Source organism: Frondihabitans sp. 762G35, from assembly GCF_002074055.1.
Lineage (GTDB): Bacteria > Actinomycetota > Actinomycetes > Actinomycetales > Microbacteriaceae > Frondihabitans.
Genome location: NZ_CP014619.1, coordinates 2,664,162 through 2,681,018, shown reverse-complemented (window position 1 = coordinate 2,681,018; position 16,857 = coordinate 2,664,162). Strand labels below are relative to the sequence as shown.

At 70.0% G+C, this 16,857-nt stretch carries 18 protein-coding genes; 13 read left to right on the top strand and 5 right to left on the bottom strand.

Annotated elements, in window-relative coordinates:
- The first annotated feature begins 2 nt into the window (after positions 1-2).
- Together prpB and AS850_RS12685 are read left to right on the top strand one after the other, a co-directional pair.
- Entirely contained in the window at positions 3-896 is an 894-nt protein-coding gene (gene prpB / locus AS850_RS12690) for a methylisocitrate lyase (RefSeq protein ID WP_119869453.1), read from the top strand.
- A gap of 43 nt (positions 897-939) precedes the next feature.
- The gene (locus tag AS850_RS12685) at positions 940-2,070 is read left to right on the top strand and encodes a bifunctional 2-methylcitrate synthase/citrate synthase (protein ID WP_119869452.1); all 1,131 of its coding nucleotides are present in this window, start codon (positions 940-942) and stop codon (positions 2,068-2,070) included.
- Positions 2,071-2,531: 461 nt separating this feature from the next.
- On the opposite strand, the gene AS850_RS12680 is transcribed toward AS850_RS12685, so the two are convergent.
- The gene (locus tag AS850_RS12680) at positions 2,532-3,110 is read right to left on the bottom strand and encodes a GNAT family N-acetyltransferase (protein ID WP_119869451.1); all 579 of its coding nucleotides are present in this window, start codon (positions 3,108-3,110) and stop codon (positions 2,532-2,534) included.
- Positions 3,111-3,422: 312 nt separating this feature from the next.
- Here AS850_RS12680 and glpK point away from each other — a divergent pair, with 312 nt between their 5' ends.
- The 6 genes from glpK to AS850_RS12650 all read left to right on the top strand — a co-directional run bounded on the left by glpK (position 3,423) and on the right by AS850_RS12650 (position 8,699).
- Positions 3,423-4,937: a glycerol kinase GlpK gene (glpK, locus tag AS850_RS12675; RefSeq protein WP_119869450.1), complete on the top strand. Its 1,515-nt coding sequence runs from the start codon at positions 3,423-3,425 to the stop codon at positions 4,935-4,937.
- Positions 4,938-5,033: 96 nt separating this feature from the next.
- Positions 5,034-5,756: a GntR family transcriptional regulator gene (locus tag AS850_RS12670; RefSeq protein ID WP_119869449.1), complete on the top strand. Its 723-nt coding sequence runs from the start codon at positions 5,034-5,036 to the stop codon at positions 5,754-5,756.
- On the top strand, positions 5,737-6,435 hold the full coding sequence (locus AS850_RS12665; protein ID WP_119869448.1) for a GntR family transcriptional regulator: 699 nt from the start codon (positions 5,737-5,739) through the stop codon (positions 6,433-6,435). Before AS850_RS12670 ends, AS850_RS12665 begins: the two co-directional genes overlap by 20 nt.
- 20 nt (positions 6,436-6,455) lie before the next feature.
- Complete coding sequence (locus tag AS850_RS12660; RefSeq protein ID WP_164088457.1) at positions 6,456-7,106, top strand: tyrosine-protein phosphatase; 651 nt, start codon at positions 6,456-6,458, stop codon at positions 7,104-7,106.
- Between the two features lie 55 nt (positions 7,107-7,161).
- Positions 7,162-7,980: an SDR family NAD(P)-dependent oxidoreductase gene (locus tag AS850_RS12655; RefSeq protein ID WP_216819748.1), complete on the top strand. Its 819-nt coding sequence runs from the start codon at positions 7,162-7,164 to the stop codon at positions 7,978-7,980.
- The gene (locus tag AS850_RS12650; protein ID WP_164088456.1) at positions 7,977-8,699 is read left to right on the top strand and encodes an SDR family oxidoreductase; all 723 of its coding nucleotides are present in this window, start codon (positions 7,977-7,979) and stop codon (positions 8,697-8,699) included. The genes AS850_RS12655 and AS850_RS12650 overlap by 4 nt, the downstream gene beginning before the upstream one ends.
- A gap of 115 nt (positions 8,700-8,814) precedes the next feature.
- On the opposite strand, the gene AS850_RS12645 is transcribed toward AS850_RS12650, so the two are convergent.
- Entirely contained in the window at positions 8,815-9,186 is a 372-nt protein-coding gene (locus tag AS850_RS12645) for a hypothetical protein (RefSeq protein WP_119869446.1), read from the bottom strand.
- Positions 9,187-9,300: 114 nt separating this feature from the next.
- Between AS850_RS12645 and AS850_RS12640 the strand changes: the two genes are divergently transcribed.
- Both AS850_RS12640 and AS850_RS12635 read left to right on the top strand, forming a co-directional pair.
- Complete coding sequence (locus tag AS850_RS12640) at positions 9,301-9,651, top strand: hypothetical protein (RefSeq protein ID WP_123955512.1); 351 nt, start codon at positions 9,301-9,303, stop codon at positions 9,649-9,651.
- Positions 9,652-10,040: 389 nt separating this feature from the next.
- Positions 10,041-11,984 (top strand): adenylyl cyclase, encoded by a 1,944-nt coding sequence (locus AS850_RS12635; protein ID WP_119870305.1) that lies wholly within the window; start codon positions 10,041-10,043, stop codon positions 11,982-11,984.
- Positions 11,985-12,088: 104 nt separating this feature from the next.
- Here AS850_RS12635 and pnuC read toward each other — a convergent pair whose 3' ends face one another.
- Positions 12,089-12,772: a nicotinamide riboside transporter PnuC gene (gene pnuC, locus AS850_RS12630; protein ID WP_119869444.1), complete on the bottom strand. Its 684-nt coding sequence runs from the start codon at positions 12,770-12,772 to the stop codon at positions 12,089-12,091.
- A gap of 233 nt (positions 12,773-13,005) precedes the next feature.
- Between pnuC and AS850_RS16555 the strand changes: the two genes are divergently transcribed.
- The 3 genes from AS850_RS16555 to AS850_RS12625 all read left to right on the top strand — a co-directional run bounded on the left by AS850_RS16555 (position 13,006) and on the right by AS850_RS12625 (position 15,127).
- Entirely contained in the window at positions 13,006-13,152 is a 147-nt protein-coding gene (locus AS850_RS16555) for a hypothetical protein (RefSeq protein WP_164088455.1), read from the top strand.
- Positions 13,153-13,266: 114 nt separating this feature from the next.
- Positions 13,267-13,662 carry a hypothetical protein gene (locus AS850_RS16310; protein WP_123955511.1) on the top strand — a complete coding sequence of 132 codons (396 nt, stop codon included), beginning with the start codon at positions 13,267-13,269 and terminating at the stop codon, positions 13,660-13,662.
- Between the two features lie 979 nt (positions 13,663-14,641).
- On the top strand, positions 14,642-15,127 hold the full coding sequence (locus AS850_RS12625) for a GNAT family N-acetyltransferase (RefSeq protein ID WP_119869443.1): 486 nt from the start codon (positions 14,642-14,644) through the stop codon (positions 15,125-15,127).
- Positions 15,128-15,322: 195 nt separating this feature from the next.
- Here the strand turns inward: AS850_RS12625 and AS850_RS12620 are convergent, their stop codons facing one another.
- A complete protein-coding gene (locus AS850_RS12620; protein WP_119869442.1) occupies positions 15,323-16,180 on the bottom strand; it encodes an NAD-dependent epimerase/dehydratase family protein in 858 nt (285 codons plus the stop codon).
- A gap of 97 nt (positions 16,181-16,277) precedes the next feature.
- The gene (locus tag AS850_RS12615; protein ID WP_119870304.1) at positions 16,278-16,853 is read right to left on the bottom strand and encodes a dienelactone hydrolase family protein; all 576 of its coding nucleotides are present in this window, start codon (positions 16,851-16,853) and stop codon (positions 16,278-16,280) included.
- Positions 16,854-16,857: the final 4 nt, after the last annotated feature.

Genomic DNA, 16,857 nt, shown 5'->3' with positions numbered 1-16,857 from the left:
CCGTGCTCTACGCCACCACCAGCGCCGCCGACAAGCGCGTCGCCTTCCGATCCGGGCTCGCCTCCGGGCGCATCCTGCGGGTCCCCGGGGCCTTCAACCCGCTCAGCGCCGCGCTCATCCAGGAGAAGGGCTTCGAGGGCGTCTACGTCTCGGGCGCCGTGATCGCGGCCGACCTGGGCCTTCCCGACATCGGGCTCACGACGCTCACCGAGGTCGCGGCGCGGGCGCAGCAGATCGCCCGCATGACCGACCTCCCGACGCTCGTCGACGCCGACACCGGCTGGGGCGAGCCGATGAACGTGGCGCGGAGCGTGCAGACCCTCGAAGACGCCGGCGTCGCGGGTCTCCACATCGAAGACCAGGTGAACCCCAAGCGCTGCGGACACCTCGACGGCAAGGCCGTCGTCGACGAGAACACGGCGGTGACGCGCATCAAAGCGGCCGTCGACGCCCGTCGCGACCCGAATCTCGTGATCATGGCGCGAACGGACATCCGTGCGATCGACGGGCTCGACGCCTCCCTCGACCGCGCCAGGGCCCTCGTCGATGCGGGAGCCGACGCGATCTTCCCGGAGGCGATGCGCGACCTCGCCGAGTTCGAGGCCGTGCGCGCCGCTGTCGACGTGCCGATCCTGGCGAACATGACCGAGTTCGGCAAGAGCGACCTGTTCACGGTCGACCAGCTCGAGGCCGTCGGCGTGAACCTCGTCATCTTCCCGGTGAGCCTCCTGCGGCTCGCGATGGGGGCGGCCGAGCGCGGCCTCGACACCATCGTCGCCGAGGGCTCGCTGACCTCCCGGGTGCCCGAGATGCAGACGCGGGCCCGGCTGTACGAGCTCCTCGACTACGAGGCGTACAACTCGTTCGACACCACCCTCTACGATTTCACCCTCTGACGGCCCTCCGTCGTCCGACCACCCGAGCACGAAGGAGTGCAGCATGACCGATCCGCAGATCCACAAGGGCCTGGCCGGCGTCGCCGTCGACTACACGGCGGTGTCGAAGGTGAACCCCGAGACCAACTCGCTCCTCTACCGGGGCTACCCGGTCCAGGAGCTCGCCGCGAACTGCAGCTTCGAGGAGGTGGCCTACCTCCTGTGGTTCGGTGAGCTCCCCGACGCCCAGCAGCTCGCCGCGTTCGAGACGCGCGAGCGCTCGGGCCGCGCGCTGTCTCCCGTCGTCAAGCGCGTGGTCGACGAACTGCCGGTCACGGCTCACCCGATGGACGTCCTCCGCACCGCGGTCAGCGTCCTGGGCGCGTCCGACCCGACGGCGGCGGCCACCGGAGCCGAGGCCGACCTCGACAAGGCGCAGCGACTCCTGGCCGCCCTTCCCGCCGTGATCGCCTACGACCAGCGCCGTCGCCGCGACCTGCCGCCGGTGGAGCCGCGAGACGACCTGGGATTCTCGGCGAACTTCCTCTTCATGACCTTCGGCGAGCTCCCCAGCGAGGTCGTCGTCGACGCGTTCGACGTGTCGATGGTGCTCTACGCGGAGCACTCCTTCAACGCCTCGACGTTCACCGCCCGCGTCGTCACCTCGACGATGAGCGACCTCTACTCGGCCGTGGTCGCCGCGATCGGCGCCCTCAAGGGGCCCCTGCACGGCGGGGCGAACGAGGCCGTCATGCACGTGTTCGACGAGATCGGGACGGCCGACCGCGCCGAGGCCTGGCTCGACGGAGCGCTCGCGGAGAAGCGCAAGATCATGGGCTTCGGCCACCGGGTCTACAAGAACGGTGACTCGCGCGTGCCGACGATGAAGGCCGCCCTCGACACCCTCGTCGAGGAGTACGGGGCGCACGATCTCGCGGCGCTGTACGAGGCGCTCGACGGAGCCATGCAGTCGCGCAAGAACATCAAGCCGAACCTCGACTACCCGTCGGGCCCCGCGTACCACCTGATGGGCTTCGACACGGAGATGTTCACGCCGTTGTTCGTGGCGAGTCGCGTGACCGGCTGGACGGCGCACATCCTGGAGCAGGCGGGGTCGAACGCGCTCATCCGACCGCTGAGCGTGTACTCGGGGCCCGACGAGCGGCACGTGACGGCGGCCGAGACGGTCGCCTAGCGAGACTCCACGACTCGCCGCTCACTTTCTGCCGGCGTGGCCAAACGTGGAGTCTCCTGGACCCTGTGCGGCGCGCGCCGGCGCGCCCCGGCGCGCGCTGGCTCGCCCCGGCGCGCGCCCGGCGAGACTCCACGACTTGCCGCTCACTTTCTGCCGGCGTGGCAAAACGTTGAGTCTCGCGGCCGCTGTGCAGCGCGCCCCGGCTCCCGCCCGGCGAGACTCCACGACTCGCCGCTCACTTTCTGCCGGTGTGGCCAAACGTGGAGTCTCGCGGCCGTTGTGGGGCGCGCCCCGGCGCGCGCCCGGCGAGACTCCACGACTTGCCGCTCACTTTCTGCCGGCGTGGCAAAACGTGGAGTCTCGCGGCCGCTGTGAAGCGCGCCCGGCTCGCGCCCGGCGAGACTCCACGACTCGCCGCTCACTTTCCGCCGGCGTGGCGAAACGTGGAGTCCCAGGCGGCCTCAGCCAGCCGCAGCAAGGCGGGCCAACAGCCCGGCGGCGACGGCCGGCCACTCCTCCTCGACGACCGAGAAGTACGCCGTGTCGCCGCGACTCCCGTCGGCGGCCACGCGATGCGCCCGCAGGATGCCCTCCGGAACGGCCCCCAGCCGCCGGATCGCCGCAGCGCTCCGCGTGTTCCGCGCGTCGCACCGCAGAGCGACCCGGGCGAGCCCGAGCGTCTCGAACGCGTGCCGGAACAGGAGGTACTTCGCCGCCGGGTTGGTGCGACCGCCCCAGGACGCCCGGCCGTACCACGTGCTGCCGATCTCGACGCGGCGCTGGGGGATCGAGAGGTCGTAGAGGGAGGTCGAGCCGAGGATCCTGCCGTCGGTGTCGTCGATCACGGCGAACGCCAGCATCCCGGGGGTCTCCTGCTGCGTGACGATGTGCCGGGCGTAGTCCGCGGGATCGGTCGGGCGCGGTGTCGTCATGCCGGCCCAGAGCTCGTCGTCGGTGAGGGCCCAGAGGTCCGACGCGTGGTCGGCGGTGACGGGCTCGAGGCGGATGCCGAAGCCGTCCAGGTGAATGTCGTGCTGCACGTCGTCTCCTCCTGCCGGACGCCGATCGCGACACGTCGACGCGACCCTGACGAGAACACTAACGACCGCCGGAGGCAGGCAGCGGGAACGAGTGAACGCGAACGAGTGAACGTGAACGTTTGTGCACGCCTGTGCCCCGGCGCAGCCCTCGCGGGGGACCCGTGCGGGCTCAGACGGTGCACATACGTGCATTCACATCTGGAGGAGGTGCAGATGCCGCTACATTCCGAGTGGCCGGTCTCGAAGAGGCCGCGCCAGCGGGAGCGACACCCGGTCGCTGCTCGCCCTCACGTCAACAATGGAGTTCATTCAGTGAGCGACTACGTCATCGCAATCGACCAGGGCACCACCAGCACGCGCGCGATCATCTTCGATCACGCCGGCTCGATCGTCTCCACGGGTCAGCTCGAGCACGAGCAGATCTTCCCGAAGGCCGGTTGGGTCGAGCACGACCCGCTGGAGATCTGGAACAACACCCGCGAGGTCATCGGCCAGGCCCTGTCCAAGGCGAACATCACGCGGCACGACATCAAGGCCGTCGGCATCACGAACCAGCGCGAGACCGCCGTCGTCTGGGACAAGAACACCGGCAAGCCCGTCTACAACGCCATCGTCTGGCAGGACACCCGCACGCAGTCCATCGTCGACCGTCTCGCGGCCGACGGCGGCGTCGAGCGCTTCAAGCCGACCGTGGGCCTGCCCCTCGCGACCTACTTCGCCGGCACGAAGATCGTCTGGATCCTGGAGAACGTCGAGGGCGCGCGCGCCAAGGCGGACGCCGGCGACCTGCTCTTCGGCACGACCGACACCTGGGTCCTCTGGAACCTCACCGGCGGCGTGAACGGCGGCGTGCACGTCACCGACGTCACGAACGCCTCCCGGACCCTGTTCATGGACCTCGAGACGCTCGACTGGCGCGACGACATCCTCGAGGCCTTCGACGTGCCCCGCTCGATGCTCCCCGCCATCAAGTCGTCCTCCGAGGTCTACGGCCACGTCTCCGACTCGAGCCTCCTCCGCGAGGTGCCGATCGCCGGCATCCTCGGCGACCAGCAGGCCGCCACGTTCGGGCAGGCGGCGTTCGACCAGGGCGAGTCGAAGAACACCTACGGCACCGGCAACTTCCTCATCTTCAACACGGGCGAGGAGATCGTCCACTCGAAGAACGGGCTCCTCACGACGCTCGGCTACAAGCTCGGCGACGCGGCACCGCACTACGCGCTCGAGGGCTCGATCGCCGTCACGGGTTCGCTGATCCAGTGGCTCCGCGACAACCTCGGCATCATCAAGTCCGCCCCCGAGGTGGAGACGCTCGCCAAGACCGTCGACGACAACGGCGGCGTGTACTTCGTGCCCGCGTTCTCCGGCCTGTTCGCGCCGTACTGGCGCTCCGACGCCCGGGGCGCCCTCGTCGGCATGACCCGCTACGTCAACAAGGGGCACATCGCCCGTGCCGCGCTCGAGGCGACCGCGTTCCAGACCCGCGAGGTCCTCGACGCGGTGAACGCCGACTCCGGCGTCGACCTGACCGAGCTGAAGGTGGACGGCGGCATGATCGCCAACAACACGCTGATGCAGTTCCAGGCCGACATCCTCGGCGTGCCCGTCGTGCGTCCCGTCGTCGCGGAGACGACCGCGCTCGGTGCCGCCTACGCGGCCGGCCTCGCGGTGGGCTTCTGGAGCGACCTCGGCGAGCTGCGCTCCAACTGGCAGGAGGACAGCCGCTGGACCCCGTCCATGGACCAGGCCGAGGTCGACCGCCAGCTCCGCAACTGGAAGAAGGCCGTCACGAAGACGTTCGACTGGGTCGACGCCGACGTCAACTGACACCCTCGTCGCCCATCGCCTCCCACCCGGGCGCGGTATCGTTCCCTCGACCCGCGGCCGACCGCCGTCGGTCGGGAACGCTTCGGAGGGGTGGCGATGGGCGACGACGAGGGCTCCCGCACCTTCTTGCGCGAGAGCGTCCTCTCCCGCCTGACCTCGGCGATCCTGGACGGGACGCTGGCCCCCGGAACGCGGCTCCGCGACGACGAGCTCACCGAGTGGCTCGGCGTGAGTCGCGCCCCGATCCGCGAGGCCATCGATCGGCTCTCCGACCTCGGCCTCGTCGAGCTCTCGCCGAAGCGGTTCACGCGGGTCGCCAGCGTCTCGCCGCGTCTGTACGTGGACAGCGCAGCGGTCTGGGCGGCGCTCGTCGCCCGGGGCATGCAGCGGGGCATCCTGCGGTTCCCCGTCGACCGGATCGGCGACCTCGAGGCGATGAACGCCGAGCTCGCGGTGACCGACCCCCGCGACTTCCCACCCGGGCCGACCGTGATCGACCGCTTCGTCGCGGCGATCCTCGAGCACTGCCCGAACGAGGTGCTGCTCGAGAGCATCCGCGTGCACGACCCCGTGCTGGCCCTCGGCGTCAACCGGTTCAAAGCGGCGATGGACACCGCGGCCGTGCACGCGTTCTTCACCGACGTGATTCGGCGGTGTCGCGATCACGACGTCGACGGCTTCGCGACGGGGCTCCGCGCGTTCACGTCGGGTCCGATGCGCGCCTGGATGTCCGCCCTGGACGACCCGGCGGAGGGGACGGCGTCGGAGGACGCGGTCGTCCCGAGCGGAAGGCTGCAGGATGCCCGTCCCGACGCGTGAATCACCGGCGATCCCGACGCGCGACCTTCGCAGCGACCACGTGTTCGACCTCCTCCGCGACGACATCGTGCGCGGCCGACTCGCCCCTGGGGAGCGCCTCCACGACCAGGAACTCGCCGCCCGGCTGGGCTTCTCGCGCGGCACCGTCCGCACGGCGCTGCTGCGGCTCCGCCACCTCGGCCTCGTGGAGTCGGTGCCGAACCGCTTCACGCGCGTGACACCGCTCGATCTCGACCGCTACCTCGACACGCAGGAGGTGGCGCGGGCCCTGTACATGTTCGCCGTGCGCTCGGCCACGCCCAAGCTCCGCGACGACGAGATCGCCGCGCTCCGACGGTGGGCGACGAAGCTCGGTCACGGCCGCCGTTCAGTCGACGGCGAGGCCATCTTCTCGGGCGCGTTCGCGGGCGGGTTCCTGCGCGTCTTCGTCCGGGCCGCCGACAACGTGCCGCTCGAGCGGACGCTCGACCGTCTGACCCCGCACCTGGAGCGCATGAGCGGGATCCACGCGCACCTCCTCCCCGTCGACCTCGTGGACGCCTCGTTCGCGGCCGTCGTCGAGGCCGCCGCCCGGCGGGACGCCGACGCTGCGGCGGACGAGATGGAGGCGTTCCACGACGGGGCGCTCGCCGTCTTCCGCGAGCGACTCGCCGAGCTGCCGGAGTTCGCACGGGCATGAAGCCGTGGTTGGCTCGCGGTATGACGCAGGAGTCGACCCTCGCCAACCTCCGCCCCGTCGGAGACCCCGACCTGCAGCGCGGGCGGCGCCGCACCGTGTTCCGGTCGAACACCGGCGACGTCGATCCGGGCGCCTATCCGTCCACGGTCGCGCACGTCGTCGACCTGCGGCGACAGGACGAGATCGACGTCCTGCCCCATCCGCTCCGCGACCGGGCGGGCTACCGTGCGGTGCCGTTCTTCGACCCCGCGCAGTCCGTCGAAGGGCCGACCGACCTCGAGCTCGAAGGCCAGTACGACGACTGGATCGACCGGCACCGTCGCACCATCGCCCTCGTCTTCCACGCGCTGGCCGAGACCGACGGCGACGTCGTCGTCTGCTGCTCGGCGGGAAAGGACCGCACCGGGGTCGTGAGCGCCCTCCTCGCGCGACTCTGGGGCGCCGACCTCGACGTGATCGGCGTCGACTACGCGCGCACGGGGCCGGCGCTCGCGGACCGTTTCCGGCGCGAGCTCGCCGAGTCGGACGATCTCGCGTACACGCGGCGCATGCACCGGTGCGTGCCGGAGACGGCGCAGCACCTCGTCCGCGAGGTCGAGCGGCGCTTCGGCTCCGTCGCCGGGTACCTGCGGTCGCTGGGTCTGGCGGACGCGGAGATCGCGCGGCTCTGAGCCCGGCGCACGCCCACCCGAGCGCCCCGCGCGGTCGGCGTGCCAGCATGGGGTCATGCAGCCAGTCGACGACGACGCCTCCATCCGCATCGACTTCACCGGGCGGGTGGTCGTCGTCACGGGCGCCGCGCGCGGCATCGGGCGGGTGATCGCGGAGGCTTTCCTCGGGGACGGCGCGACCGTGGTGGCCCTCGATCTGCCGAGCGCCGAGCTGGAGTCGTTCGCAGCGACGTCGGGAGCCGCGGGCCGAGCGGACACCGCGGAGTGCGACGTGACCGACGGGACGGCCGTCGACGACGCCGTGTCGGGCATCCTGCGTCGCCACGGACGCATCGACGTCGTCGTCAACAACGCGGGCATCAACGCGGAGGGCTACGTCGAGGAGGTTCCCGAGGCGGCGTGGAAACGCTGCTTCGACGTGAACGTGGGCGGCATCATCCGGGTCGTCCAGGCCGTGGCGCCGCACCTCCGTGAGCGCGGGAGCGGTCGCATCATCAACGCCGCGTCGTTCGCGGCCATCGTCCCGAGCGTCGGCGGCGGTGTCTACGCCGCCTCCAAGGCCGCCGTGGTGCAGCTCACCAGGTCTCTCGCCGGGGAGCTCGGCCCCGCAGGAGTCACGGTGAACGCCTACGCGCCCGGCATGATCCCCACCTCGATCAACGGCTTCGCCGAGATGGCGCAGGATGCCCAGGACGTCCTCCTCGACACCCTCACCCTGCGCGAGTGGGGGTCGCCGTCGCACGTGGCCGATCTCGTGCGTTTCCTGGCGAGCGACTCCGCCGGGTACATCACCGGAACGCTCGTCGACGTGAGCGGCGGGAAACTCGCCACGCAGATCCCCTCGAAGGCCTACGACAGGGCGGCGACCTCGTGAGCGACCGGCTGGTGTGGATCTCCGGAGCGGGAAGCGGGATCGGCCGGGCCGCCGCGGTGCGCGCCGCGGCCGCCGGCTACGACGTGGCCCTCAGCGGTCGGCGCCGCGAGGCGCTCGACGAGACGGCGCGGCTCGTGACGGAGGCGGGCGGGAGCGCCACGGTCCTCCCGGTCGACGTGACCGTCGACGGGGCGGTCGAGGAGGCGGCGGAGTCGCTCCGCGCCTCCCGCGGCCCGGTCACCGATCTGGTGCTCGCCGCCGGGCTCAACGCCCCGGCGCGCACCTGGGCCGACCAGAGCCTGGCCGACTTCACCGCCATCGTCGACACCAACCTCGTGGCCACGGCGCGCTTCGTCGACGCGGTGCTGCCGGGCATGCGCGCGGCCGGCGGCGGCACGGTCGTCGTCGTGTCGTCGTTCGCCGCGTGGTCGTTCCAACCGGGCGCAGGAGTCGCCTACTCGGCGAGCAAGACCGCCCTGGGGTCACTCTGCCGCAGCCTCAACGACCAGGGCGCCGCCTCCGGCGTGCGCGCCTGCCACCTCTGCCCGGGCGACGTCGACACGGACTTCCTGTCGCAGCGACCGAGCGTCCCCGACGCGTCGCAGCGGCTGGCGATGCTCACCGCCGACGACGTCGCGCGGACCGTGCAGTTCGTGCTGGAGTCACCGCCGCACGTGCGCATCGACGAGCTGGTCGTGTCGCCCGTCGGTCTGCGCTGACGCGGCGGCCGCGCGGCGTCGCCGGTGCGAGACTCCACGTTTCGCCACGCCCACCGAACGTGAGCGGCGTGTCGTGGAGTCTCGCGGGGTGGAGCCGGAGCGCGAGCGGCTCGGGCTAGGCGCGGGCGCGTCGGGCGCGGACGAGCCGCACGGCGACGACCACGGGGTACGCCAGGAACAGCGCCGCCACGAGAGCCGACCCGACGATGCCGACCAGGGCCTGGCTCCCCGCGCCGTCGACGGCGGGCTGGGACGACTGGGCGGCCACGGCGACGATGGTCGCCACGAGCTGCACGACGGCGAGGACACCCAGGACGGCGAGGACGAGGGCGAGCGCGAGGCGGGTGACGCGGCCCCGGGCATCCTGCGGTCGAGCGTCGTCGTCGTGATAGTGCCGAGGAACCTCCGGAGCCTCGTAGGGCAGCCCCGTGCCGTAGTTGGTGGTGGGTCGGTGCGGTGCTTCCGGGCCGTACTTGTTCGCGCTCATGGGAACCCCCTGCGGTGCCTTCGTGTCGCCTCACACTACGACTTCCGGATCGCCGGAGGAAGAGGCGCCTCCGGCCGATTCGCGAACGTGCCCGGACAGGAGAATGATGTTCTCGTGACTCACGATCTGATGACCCCCGAGAAGAACCTCCAACGCATCATGTGGACTGGCACGCTCTGGTTCGGGGCGGCCGTGGGAACCGTCGCGATCGTGCTGGGGCTGCTTCTTTCGTCGGGGTGGCGTCCGGCCGTGCTCGCGGGTGGGCTGCAGATCGTGTGGTGGATCGGCTCGTTCCTCGTCGCCCTCAGCATCGGGTTGATCGGGTGGTCGGGATGCCCGGTCCTCGAGGTCTCCGTGCCGATCGCCGACCGCAACAAGACGCGCACCATGCAGCTCGGCACGCTGCTCTACATCGTCGGCGGCGCCGTCGCGCTCTTCGCTGTGCTGCTCGGCCCCGCGCGCTGACGCGGGTTCGCCCGCGCGCTGCGCTGCTCCGCTCCGCTCTGCGCTGCGCCGCGTCGCGCCGCGCTGCTCCGCGCTGCTCCGCGCTGCGCGAGACTCCACAACACGCCGCTCACTTTCGTGAAACGTCGCACTTCGTGGAGTCTCGTGCGCGTGCGTGCGGCGGCTCCGGCCCCGCGCGGCGTGTGACTCCACAACACGCCGCTCACTTTCGTGAAACGTCGCACTTCGTGGAGTCTCGCCTCCGTGTGACCGGCGGCTCCCGCCCCGCGCCGCCACGCAGGAGCCACGAAACGGGTACGAGCCACGGCGTGACGCGCACCCGCGCGAGGGCGTACGCTCCCCACGTCGGCATCGGGGCCGACTCCGATCACAGAAATCAGGTTCCGACGATGAAGTCGATCCGTTCTCGCCGCGCGGTCGTCGTGCTCGCGGCCTTCGCTCTCGGGGTGACGTCGGTCACGGGGCTGGCGTCCGCCGCCTCCGCTGCACCCACCGCCGCCCATCCCACCTCAGCCGCACCTACCTCGGCCGCACCCGCGGCGTCCACGAAGCAGCACCCGGTGAGCGACCCGCGTCGACAGGACCTCGGCCCCAACGTCGTCGTCTTCGACCCGAGCATGCCGATCGCCGACATCCAGGCCCGCGTCGACGCCATCGCGGCGCAGCAGGTCGACAGCGAGGAGGGCACCGGCCGCTACGCGCTCCTCTTCGAGCCGGGCGTCTACGGCACGCCGACGAATCCGCTCGTGTTCCAGGTCGGCTACTACACCGAGGTCGCCGGCCTCGGTCAGTCGCCGAAGGACGTCACGATCAACGGCCAGGTCGACGTCTTCAACCGCTGCCTGACGGCCGACAACTGCATCGCTCTGGACAACTTCTGGCGCTCGATGTCGAACCTGACGATCGCCCCGGCAGGAGGCACGGGCTGCCGTGCCAATACCGAGTTCTGGGCCGTCTCGCAGGCCTCGCCCCTGCGGCGCGTCGACATCGTCGGGGGTCCGCTCACGTTCATGGACTACTGCACCGCGGGCCCGCAGTACGCGAGCGGTGGTTTCTTCGCCGATTCGCGCGCAGGAGCCGTGACCAACGGTTCTCAGCAGCAGTTCCTCACGCGGGACAGCCAGGTCGGCAGCTGGTCGAACGGCGTCTGGAACCAGGTCTTCTCGGGTGTCGTCGGGGCGCCGGCCCAGTCGTTCCCGACGCCGCCGTACACGACGCTCGCCGCGACTCCTGCGAGCAAGGAGAAGCCGTACCTCTATCTCGACCAGAAGGGCGCCTGGCGCGTCTTCGTGCCGACCGCTCGCACCAACTCGTCGGGCACGACCTGGGCGGCGGGCCAGACCCCCGGTCGCTCGCTCTCGCTCGACTCCTTCTACGTCGCGAAGCCGACGGACAGCGCCTCGACCATCGGCCGCCAGGTCGCCCGCGGCAAGAACCTGCTGCTGACGCCCGGTGTCTACTCGATCGACCGCAGCATCCGGATCGATCGGGCGAACACCGTCGTCCTGGGCCTCGGCCTCGCGACGCTGACGGCCGAGCGCGGTTCCACGCCGATCGTCGTCGGCAACGTGCCCGGCGTCGACATCGCGGGGATCATGATCGACGCAGGATCCGTCAACTCGCGCTCGCTCCTCCAGGTCGGTTCCGACCGGGGTCGTGACGACCACGGCCGTGACGACCACGGGAAGAAGGGCAGCGACGGCCGCGGACACGACGACCACTCGAGCAGCGCGTCGAACCCGACCGCCCTGCAGGACGTCTTCTTCCGCATCGGCGGCCCGCACGTCGGCAAGGCCACGACGAGCCTCGTCGTCAACAGCAGCCACGTGATCCTCGACGACATCTGGGCCTGGCGGGCGGACCACGGCAACGGCGTCGGCTGGACGGTCAACACGGCCGACACGGGAGTCGTCGTGAACGGCGACGACGTCACCGCGACCGGCCTGTTCGTGGAGCACTACCAGAAGGACAACGTCGTCTGGAACGGGGAGCGCGGCATCACGATCTTCTTCCAGAACGAGCTGCCCTACGACGCCCCGAACCAGGCGGCGTGGCAGCACGACGGGATCCTCGGCTACGCGGGCTACAAGGTCTCCGACCGGGTGAAGACCCACACGCTCTGGGGCGGAGGGTCGTACATCTTCACGAACGTCGATCCGACGATCCACGCGACGCACGGGTTCGAGGTGCCGGTGACTCCGGGGGTCCAGCTCCACGACCTCCTCACCGTGAACCTCGGTGCGGGCACGCTCGACCACGTCGTGAACGACACCGGGGCTCCGGCCACCACGCAGGCCGTCGGCACGCCGGTCAGTCTCGTCTCCGGCCCGTAGGGAACGCGCGTCCGTGGCCCGTCGTCCGTGAGGCGGCGGGCCACTCCGCGTTCGGGTCAGGATGCGTCCGCGTCGAGAGGGGGGCGGCTGAGGCCGCGGACCCGTCAGCGCGGGATGAGACCGAGGTCGGCTGCGGCGGGCTGGATCCGGCGGCGGGAGCGTCCCCGGGCCCAGACGACGAACCCCGTGAGGGTGAACGCCCCGTAGACGATGTACATCAGGCCGGACGCGTAGTACCCAGCGCCGAACAGCAGCGGCACGCCGACGATGTCGACCGCCACCCAGATCAGCCAGAACTCGACCCAGCCCTTCGCCATCCCGTAGGTGGCGAGGAGCGAGCCGGTGAAGATCCAGGCGTCCGCCCAGACCGGCTCGTACGAACCGAGGGCCCGGAACAGCGGGGTCAGCGCAGCGGTGCCGCCGACGAGGGCGACGGCGAGCAGGATGCGAGAGCGCGCTCCGGCCCAGCGCGGCTCGATCGCGGTCCCGTCGTCGGTCCGGCTCTGCCGCCAGCGCCACCAGCCGTAGATCGACACGACGATGAACATGATCTGCCGGCCGGCCTGGCCGAGCAGGTTGACGGGGTGAGGCGTTTCGAACACGGCGCCGAGGAACACGGTGAAAAGAAGAGCGTTGCCGACGATGCCGACCGGCCAACCCCAGACGCGTCGGCGCATGCCGCCCAGCGCGCTCGCGAGGCCGAACACGTTGCCGACTATCTCGCGCCACAGGATCGTCTGATCACCGATCACGAGCTGCGCGTCGAACAGCCACCGGATCACGTTCACCAGAGCCTCCCTCGTCCTCCGCTGCAACCTCGCCGGGGCGGCGGGCATTCCACGGGGGAGTCGGGGCGTCGGACGATGCGACTGTTGGCGACAGGGTGTCACACGACCGTGCGATCAGTCGCCCCGATGACGCGGCGAGCCACACGGTGAGAGTCCGGCCTCCGCGACCCGGCAGATGACTCGCGGATCGATGGTCAGGAGGCGTAGCCTGCGCGGTATCGGAGGAGCAGATCATGGCGACAAGGATCGGCAAGGCGTTTGCCTGGGGGATGCGGCTCGTGGCTGACGCGCTCACGCAACTCGGTGGGGGAAACGGCGGGCACTCCCAGGATCCGTCGGCCCGGAAGCTCTACGAGGAACCCGAGAAGTACCGGCCTTAGTGGATATCGAGGACTACGAACCACGGAACCAAGTGCGCTGACGATCTCTCCAGTTGTCCACCCTCGCTGGAGCGCCGATGTGGCGCTGTTCTCGGGGTCTGCCATCATCGGGCCATGTCTCGTGAACCGATCGACCTCGAGTTGACGGTACTTGAACGCGGTGTGCTTTCTCGCGGCTGTGACGAATGGAACGGGACTGCTCGGGGCAATGACGCGATAGCGCGAGCATTCGGCTTCGAGAGCGCAAGCTCTCTTCTCGTCGACGGACGGCGACTATCTCGGTCGGTCTCCCAGGGTTTGCCGTTGACCAGGTCCGATTGGACTCGGGCCCTCCTGTCGCTTGAAGTGCTCTTCGCGAGTGACGTGATCGGAGCCGGAGTCGAGTGGTCGACGATCACCGGCTTCACGGATGGCGAGACCATCACAGCCCTTCGAGGAATTCAACGAAAGCTTGGCGGCGTCGTCATTCGGCCTGATTACCGTGAGGACCTCGACGACTCCGCCGAATAGTGTTGCCCGGCGGTTGCCCTCGATCAATCGTCGAGCGTTGTCGCCTGGTAGAGGTCCGGCTTGCGGGTCATCACCTCGGACGGTGCGCGTGTCCGTAGAACTCGACGGATAGAGAGTAGGGCGCTGAGGCGAGATGGTGTCGGAATCATCCTCTCGAAGGAGGGTCGCGCTGTCGAGATGTGGAAGTCTCAAGGTATTTCGTCGGAAGAGTGGGTAACTATGTCGGGTTCCCCGTCCGTCTCGGCCGAGCGTTCCGGCATTGCATTGTTTCGACACAACCATCTGATGGGGGACCATGAAACGGCACCTCAACTCTTCGCAAACAGTTGTAATTATCGCGGTGATTCTGTCCTTGGGCGTCGCGGGCTGCACCTCCGAGACGACAACATCGACTCCGACATCGAGCAGGACGACCCCGAACCAGGAGTCATCCCCGGTCACGTCAACCGCTGCGGTGAACCCACCGAAAACCGCTCCCGCCGCGACATCGACGTCGGTTCCGGCCTGGAACGTGGCAAAGGACACCGGGCCCGCAGAAGGCGCGAACGGCCGAGTCACCACGAATGCAGAAGGCATTCCAGTCCAGTACCTGGTCGCGAGCGGAGACACAGCCGGTGCGGTGTGCAACCGCCTCCATGTCCGCTGGTGGCAACTCACATCCGGAGGCCGATTCCTGGGGACCTACCCCGAGCTAGCAGTCGGCGAGATCATTCACATCGTCGATGTACCTCGATCGGCCGCGGGCGGTGTGCAATCAAGCAATGCTCTCTGCTGACACGCAAGAGACCTGACGTCGCCCTTGGGGTTCATGATGCGCATGCCGAGAACACCATGGTCTGGACTGGCCGGGGCCGACACTCATCATGGTTCGCCACCTGGCCGCCACGGAAACCGCCTCCACCATGTGACAAACGATTGATCGTTCAGCGGACCCGACGCGCACGAGTAAGGAAGTCTCGGCCGGGACTACCCTTTTCCGATGGGACACACTCTCGTCCGTCCGGCGCGTGCCGCTGACGCCGCCGGGATCGCCGCCGTCCACGTGCAGGCGTGGCGTGAGGCATACGCACACCTTCTGCCTGGAGACTTCCTCGCGTCGCTCGATGTTCAGCGACGCGAGTCCGGGTGGGCCACGATCATTGCCGATGGGGTCACAGAGGTGTTCGTCGCGTTGGATGGAACGAGGATCATCGGCTGGGCATCCGCAGGTCCGGGACGGGATCGGGACGCCGTACGCACGCGCGAACTCGAGGGTATTTACGTAGTGGCTTCCGCTTACGGTTCAGGTGCGGGGCAGCAACTCCTGGATGCGGCGGTCGGGAACGCCGCCGCCTATCTGTGGATGGCTGCGGACAATCCTCGTGCGGAAGCGTTCTACCGCCGGAACGGTTTCGAACGCGACGGCGAAGTCAAAGACGAATTGATCGGACCAGCCCGTCTCGCCGTCGTCCGGATGACTCGCTGATCAGCCCTCAGCGACGCCTCCGGACGAACCCGACGGAACGGCTGCTGAGCTGCGCGCTTTTGGGTCCCTCGTCGTGCCCTTCGTGAGCGCTCCGAACGATAGCACCGATGCCAGAAGCCGACCCGTCCACCGCCTCGATCACGAAGCCGGGGGAGGCCCCGACGAGGCGCCGCGGAACCTCGCAGACGAGCCGCCCTACTCGCCCCGCAGCAGCGGCGGATACCCCTCGCGGTAGCTCGGATAGGCGAACATGAACCCCGTCGACCGGAGGAGCGCGTTGCTGCACCGCTTGTCACCGGGACCACCGGCACGCCCGCCCTCCGCCGCCGACTCGCGGAACGGCTCGGGCAGGTCGAGCTCCCGGGCGATGAAGGCCAGCGTCTCGCCGACGTCGGCGGGGTCGTCGTCGACCCCGAGGTACAGGGGCGCAGGATCCTCGACCCGCGTCGTCAGGTGCACGATCGCCTCGGCCGCGTCGTCGCGGTGCAGGTGGTTGAGGTGACGCGGGACGGCCGGGATGCGCGCCCGCCCCTCGCGCACCTGCGTGAAGGTGCGGTCGCGACCGGGTCCGTAGATTCCGCCCAGCCGGAGGATCACGCCGCCGGGGGCGCGCTCGGCGAGCAGCTCCTCCGTCTCGCGCAGCACGGTCGCGGTCGGTGCCGCGGAGGTCGCGGGCGTCGACTCGTCGACGACGCTCCCGTCGTCGACGTCGTAGACGGCGGTCGACGACACCAGCAGGATCCGCGGGCTCACCCCCGCGCGCTCCACCCCGTCGAGCACGTTCCGGAGCCCGTCGAGGTACGTCGCCCGATAGGCCTCGGCGCTCCGCTCGCCCGCCGCCACCGCGACGACGACGATGCCGACGTCGGGCGTCACCTCGGGGATCTCCCGACGCAGGTCGATCGAGACCCCGTGGAGCGGAGCGGGGATCTTCGACGCGTCGCGGCGGAGGCCGACGACCCGGTGCCCGAGCGCGGCGAACCGGCGGCCGGTCTCGATGCCGAGGTCGCCGCATCCTGCGATCAGCACGGTGGGGAGGGTCGGGTCTGTCATACCTCCAGCCAACCACGGCCCCGCTGGCCGCCCGCCCCGGAACCCGCTCGAGCAGGGCGCGACCGCGGAGACCGGCCCGCGAGAGCCCGACCGCCCGCTACCGTCGCGCCAGGAAGTCCAGCGACCGCGCGAGGAGCAGCGTCGCCGCCTCCTCGCGGTATGACGGGAGCGTCCGGTCGGCGAAGTAGTGCTGGTCGCCCTCGTAGACGAAGAGCTCGCCGTCCTCGGCCTGGGCGACGAGGTCGCGCGCGGCGTCGATGTCGCCCTCCTCGGCGAAGAAGGGGTCCCTGTCCATCCCGTGCACCTGGACCGGCACCGCGGCGGGCCAGGAGTCGCCGAACTCCGTCACGGGGACGCACGAGTAGTAGAAGAGGGCGCCGGATGCCCCGGCCCGCGTCTGCGCCAGGTACTGCGCGGGCACGACCCCGAGCGAGAAGCCGGCGTAGACGACGTCGACGGGCAGGTCGTCGACGAGCTCCGCGGCTCGATCGATGACCGTCGAGAATCCGATGCCGTCGACGTAGGCGAGGCCCTCGTCGATCGAGTCGAAGGTGCGGCCCTCGAAGAGGTCGGGGGTGCGCACGAGGTGCCCGGCGAGGCGCAGCTCATCGGCGAAGGCGATCACGCCGGGGGTGAGCCCGAGGGCGTGGTGGAAGAGGACGACGTCGGTCAAGGCC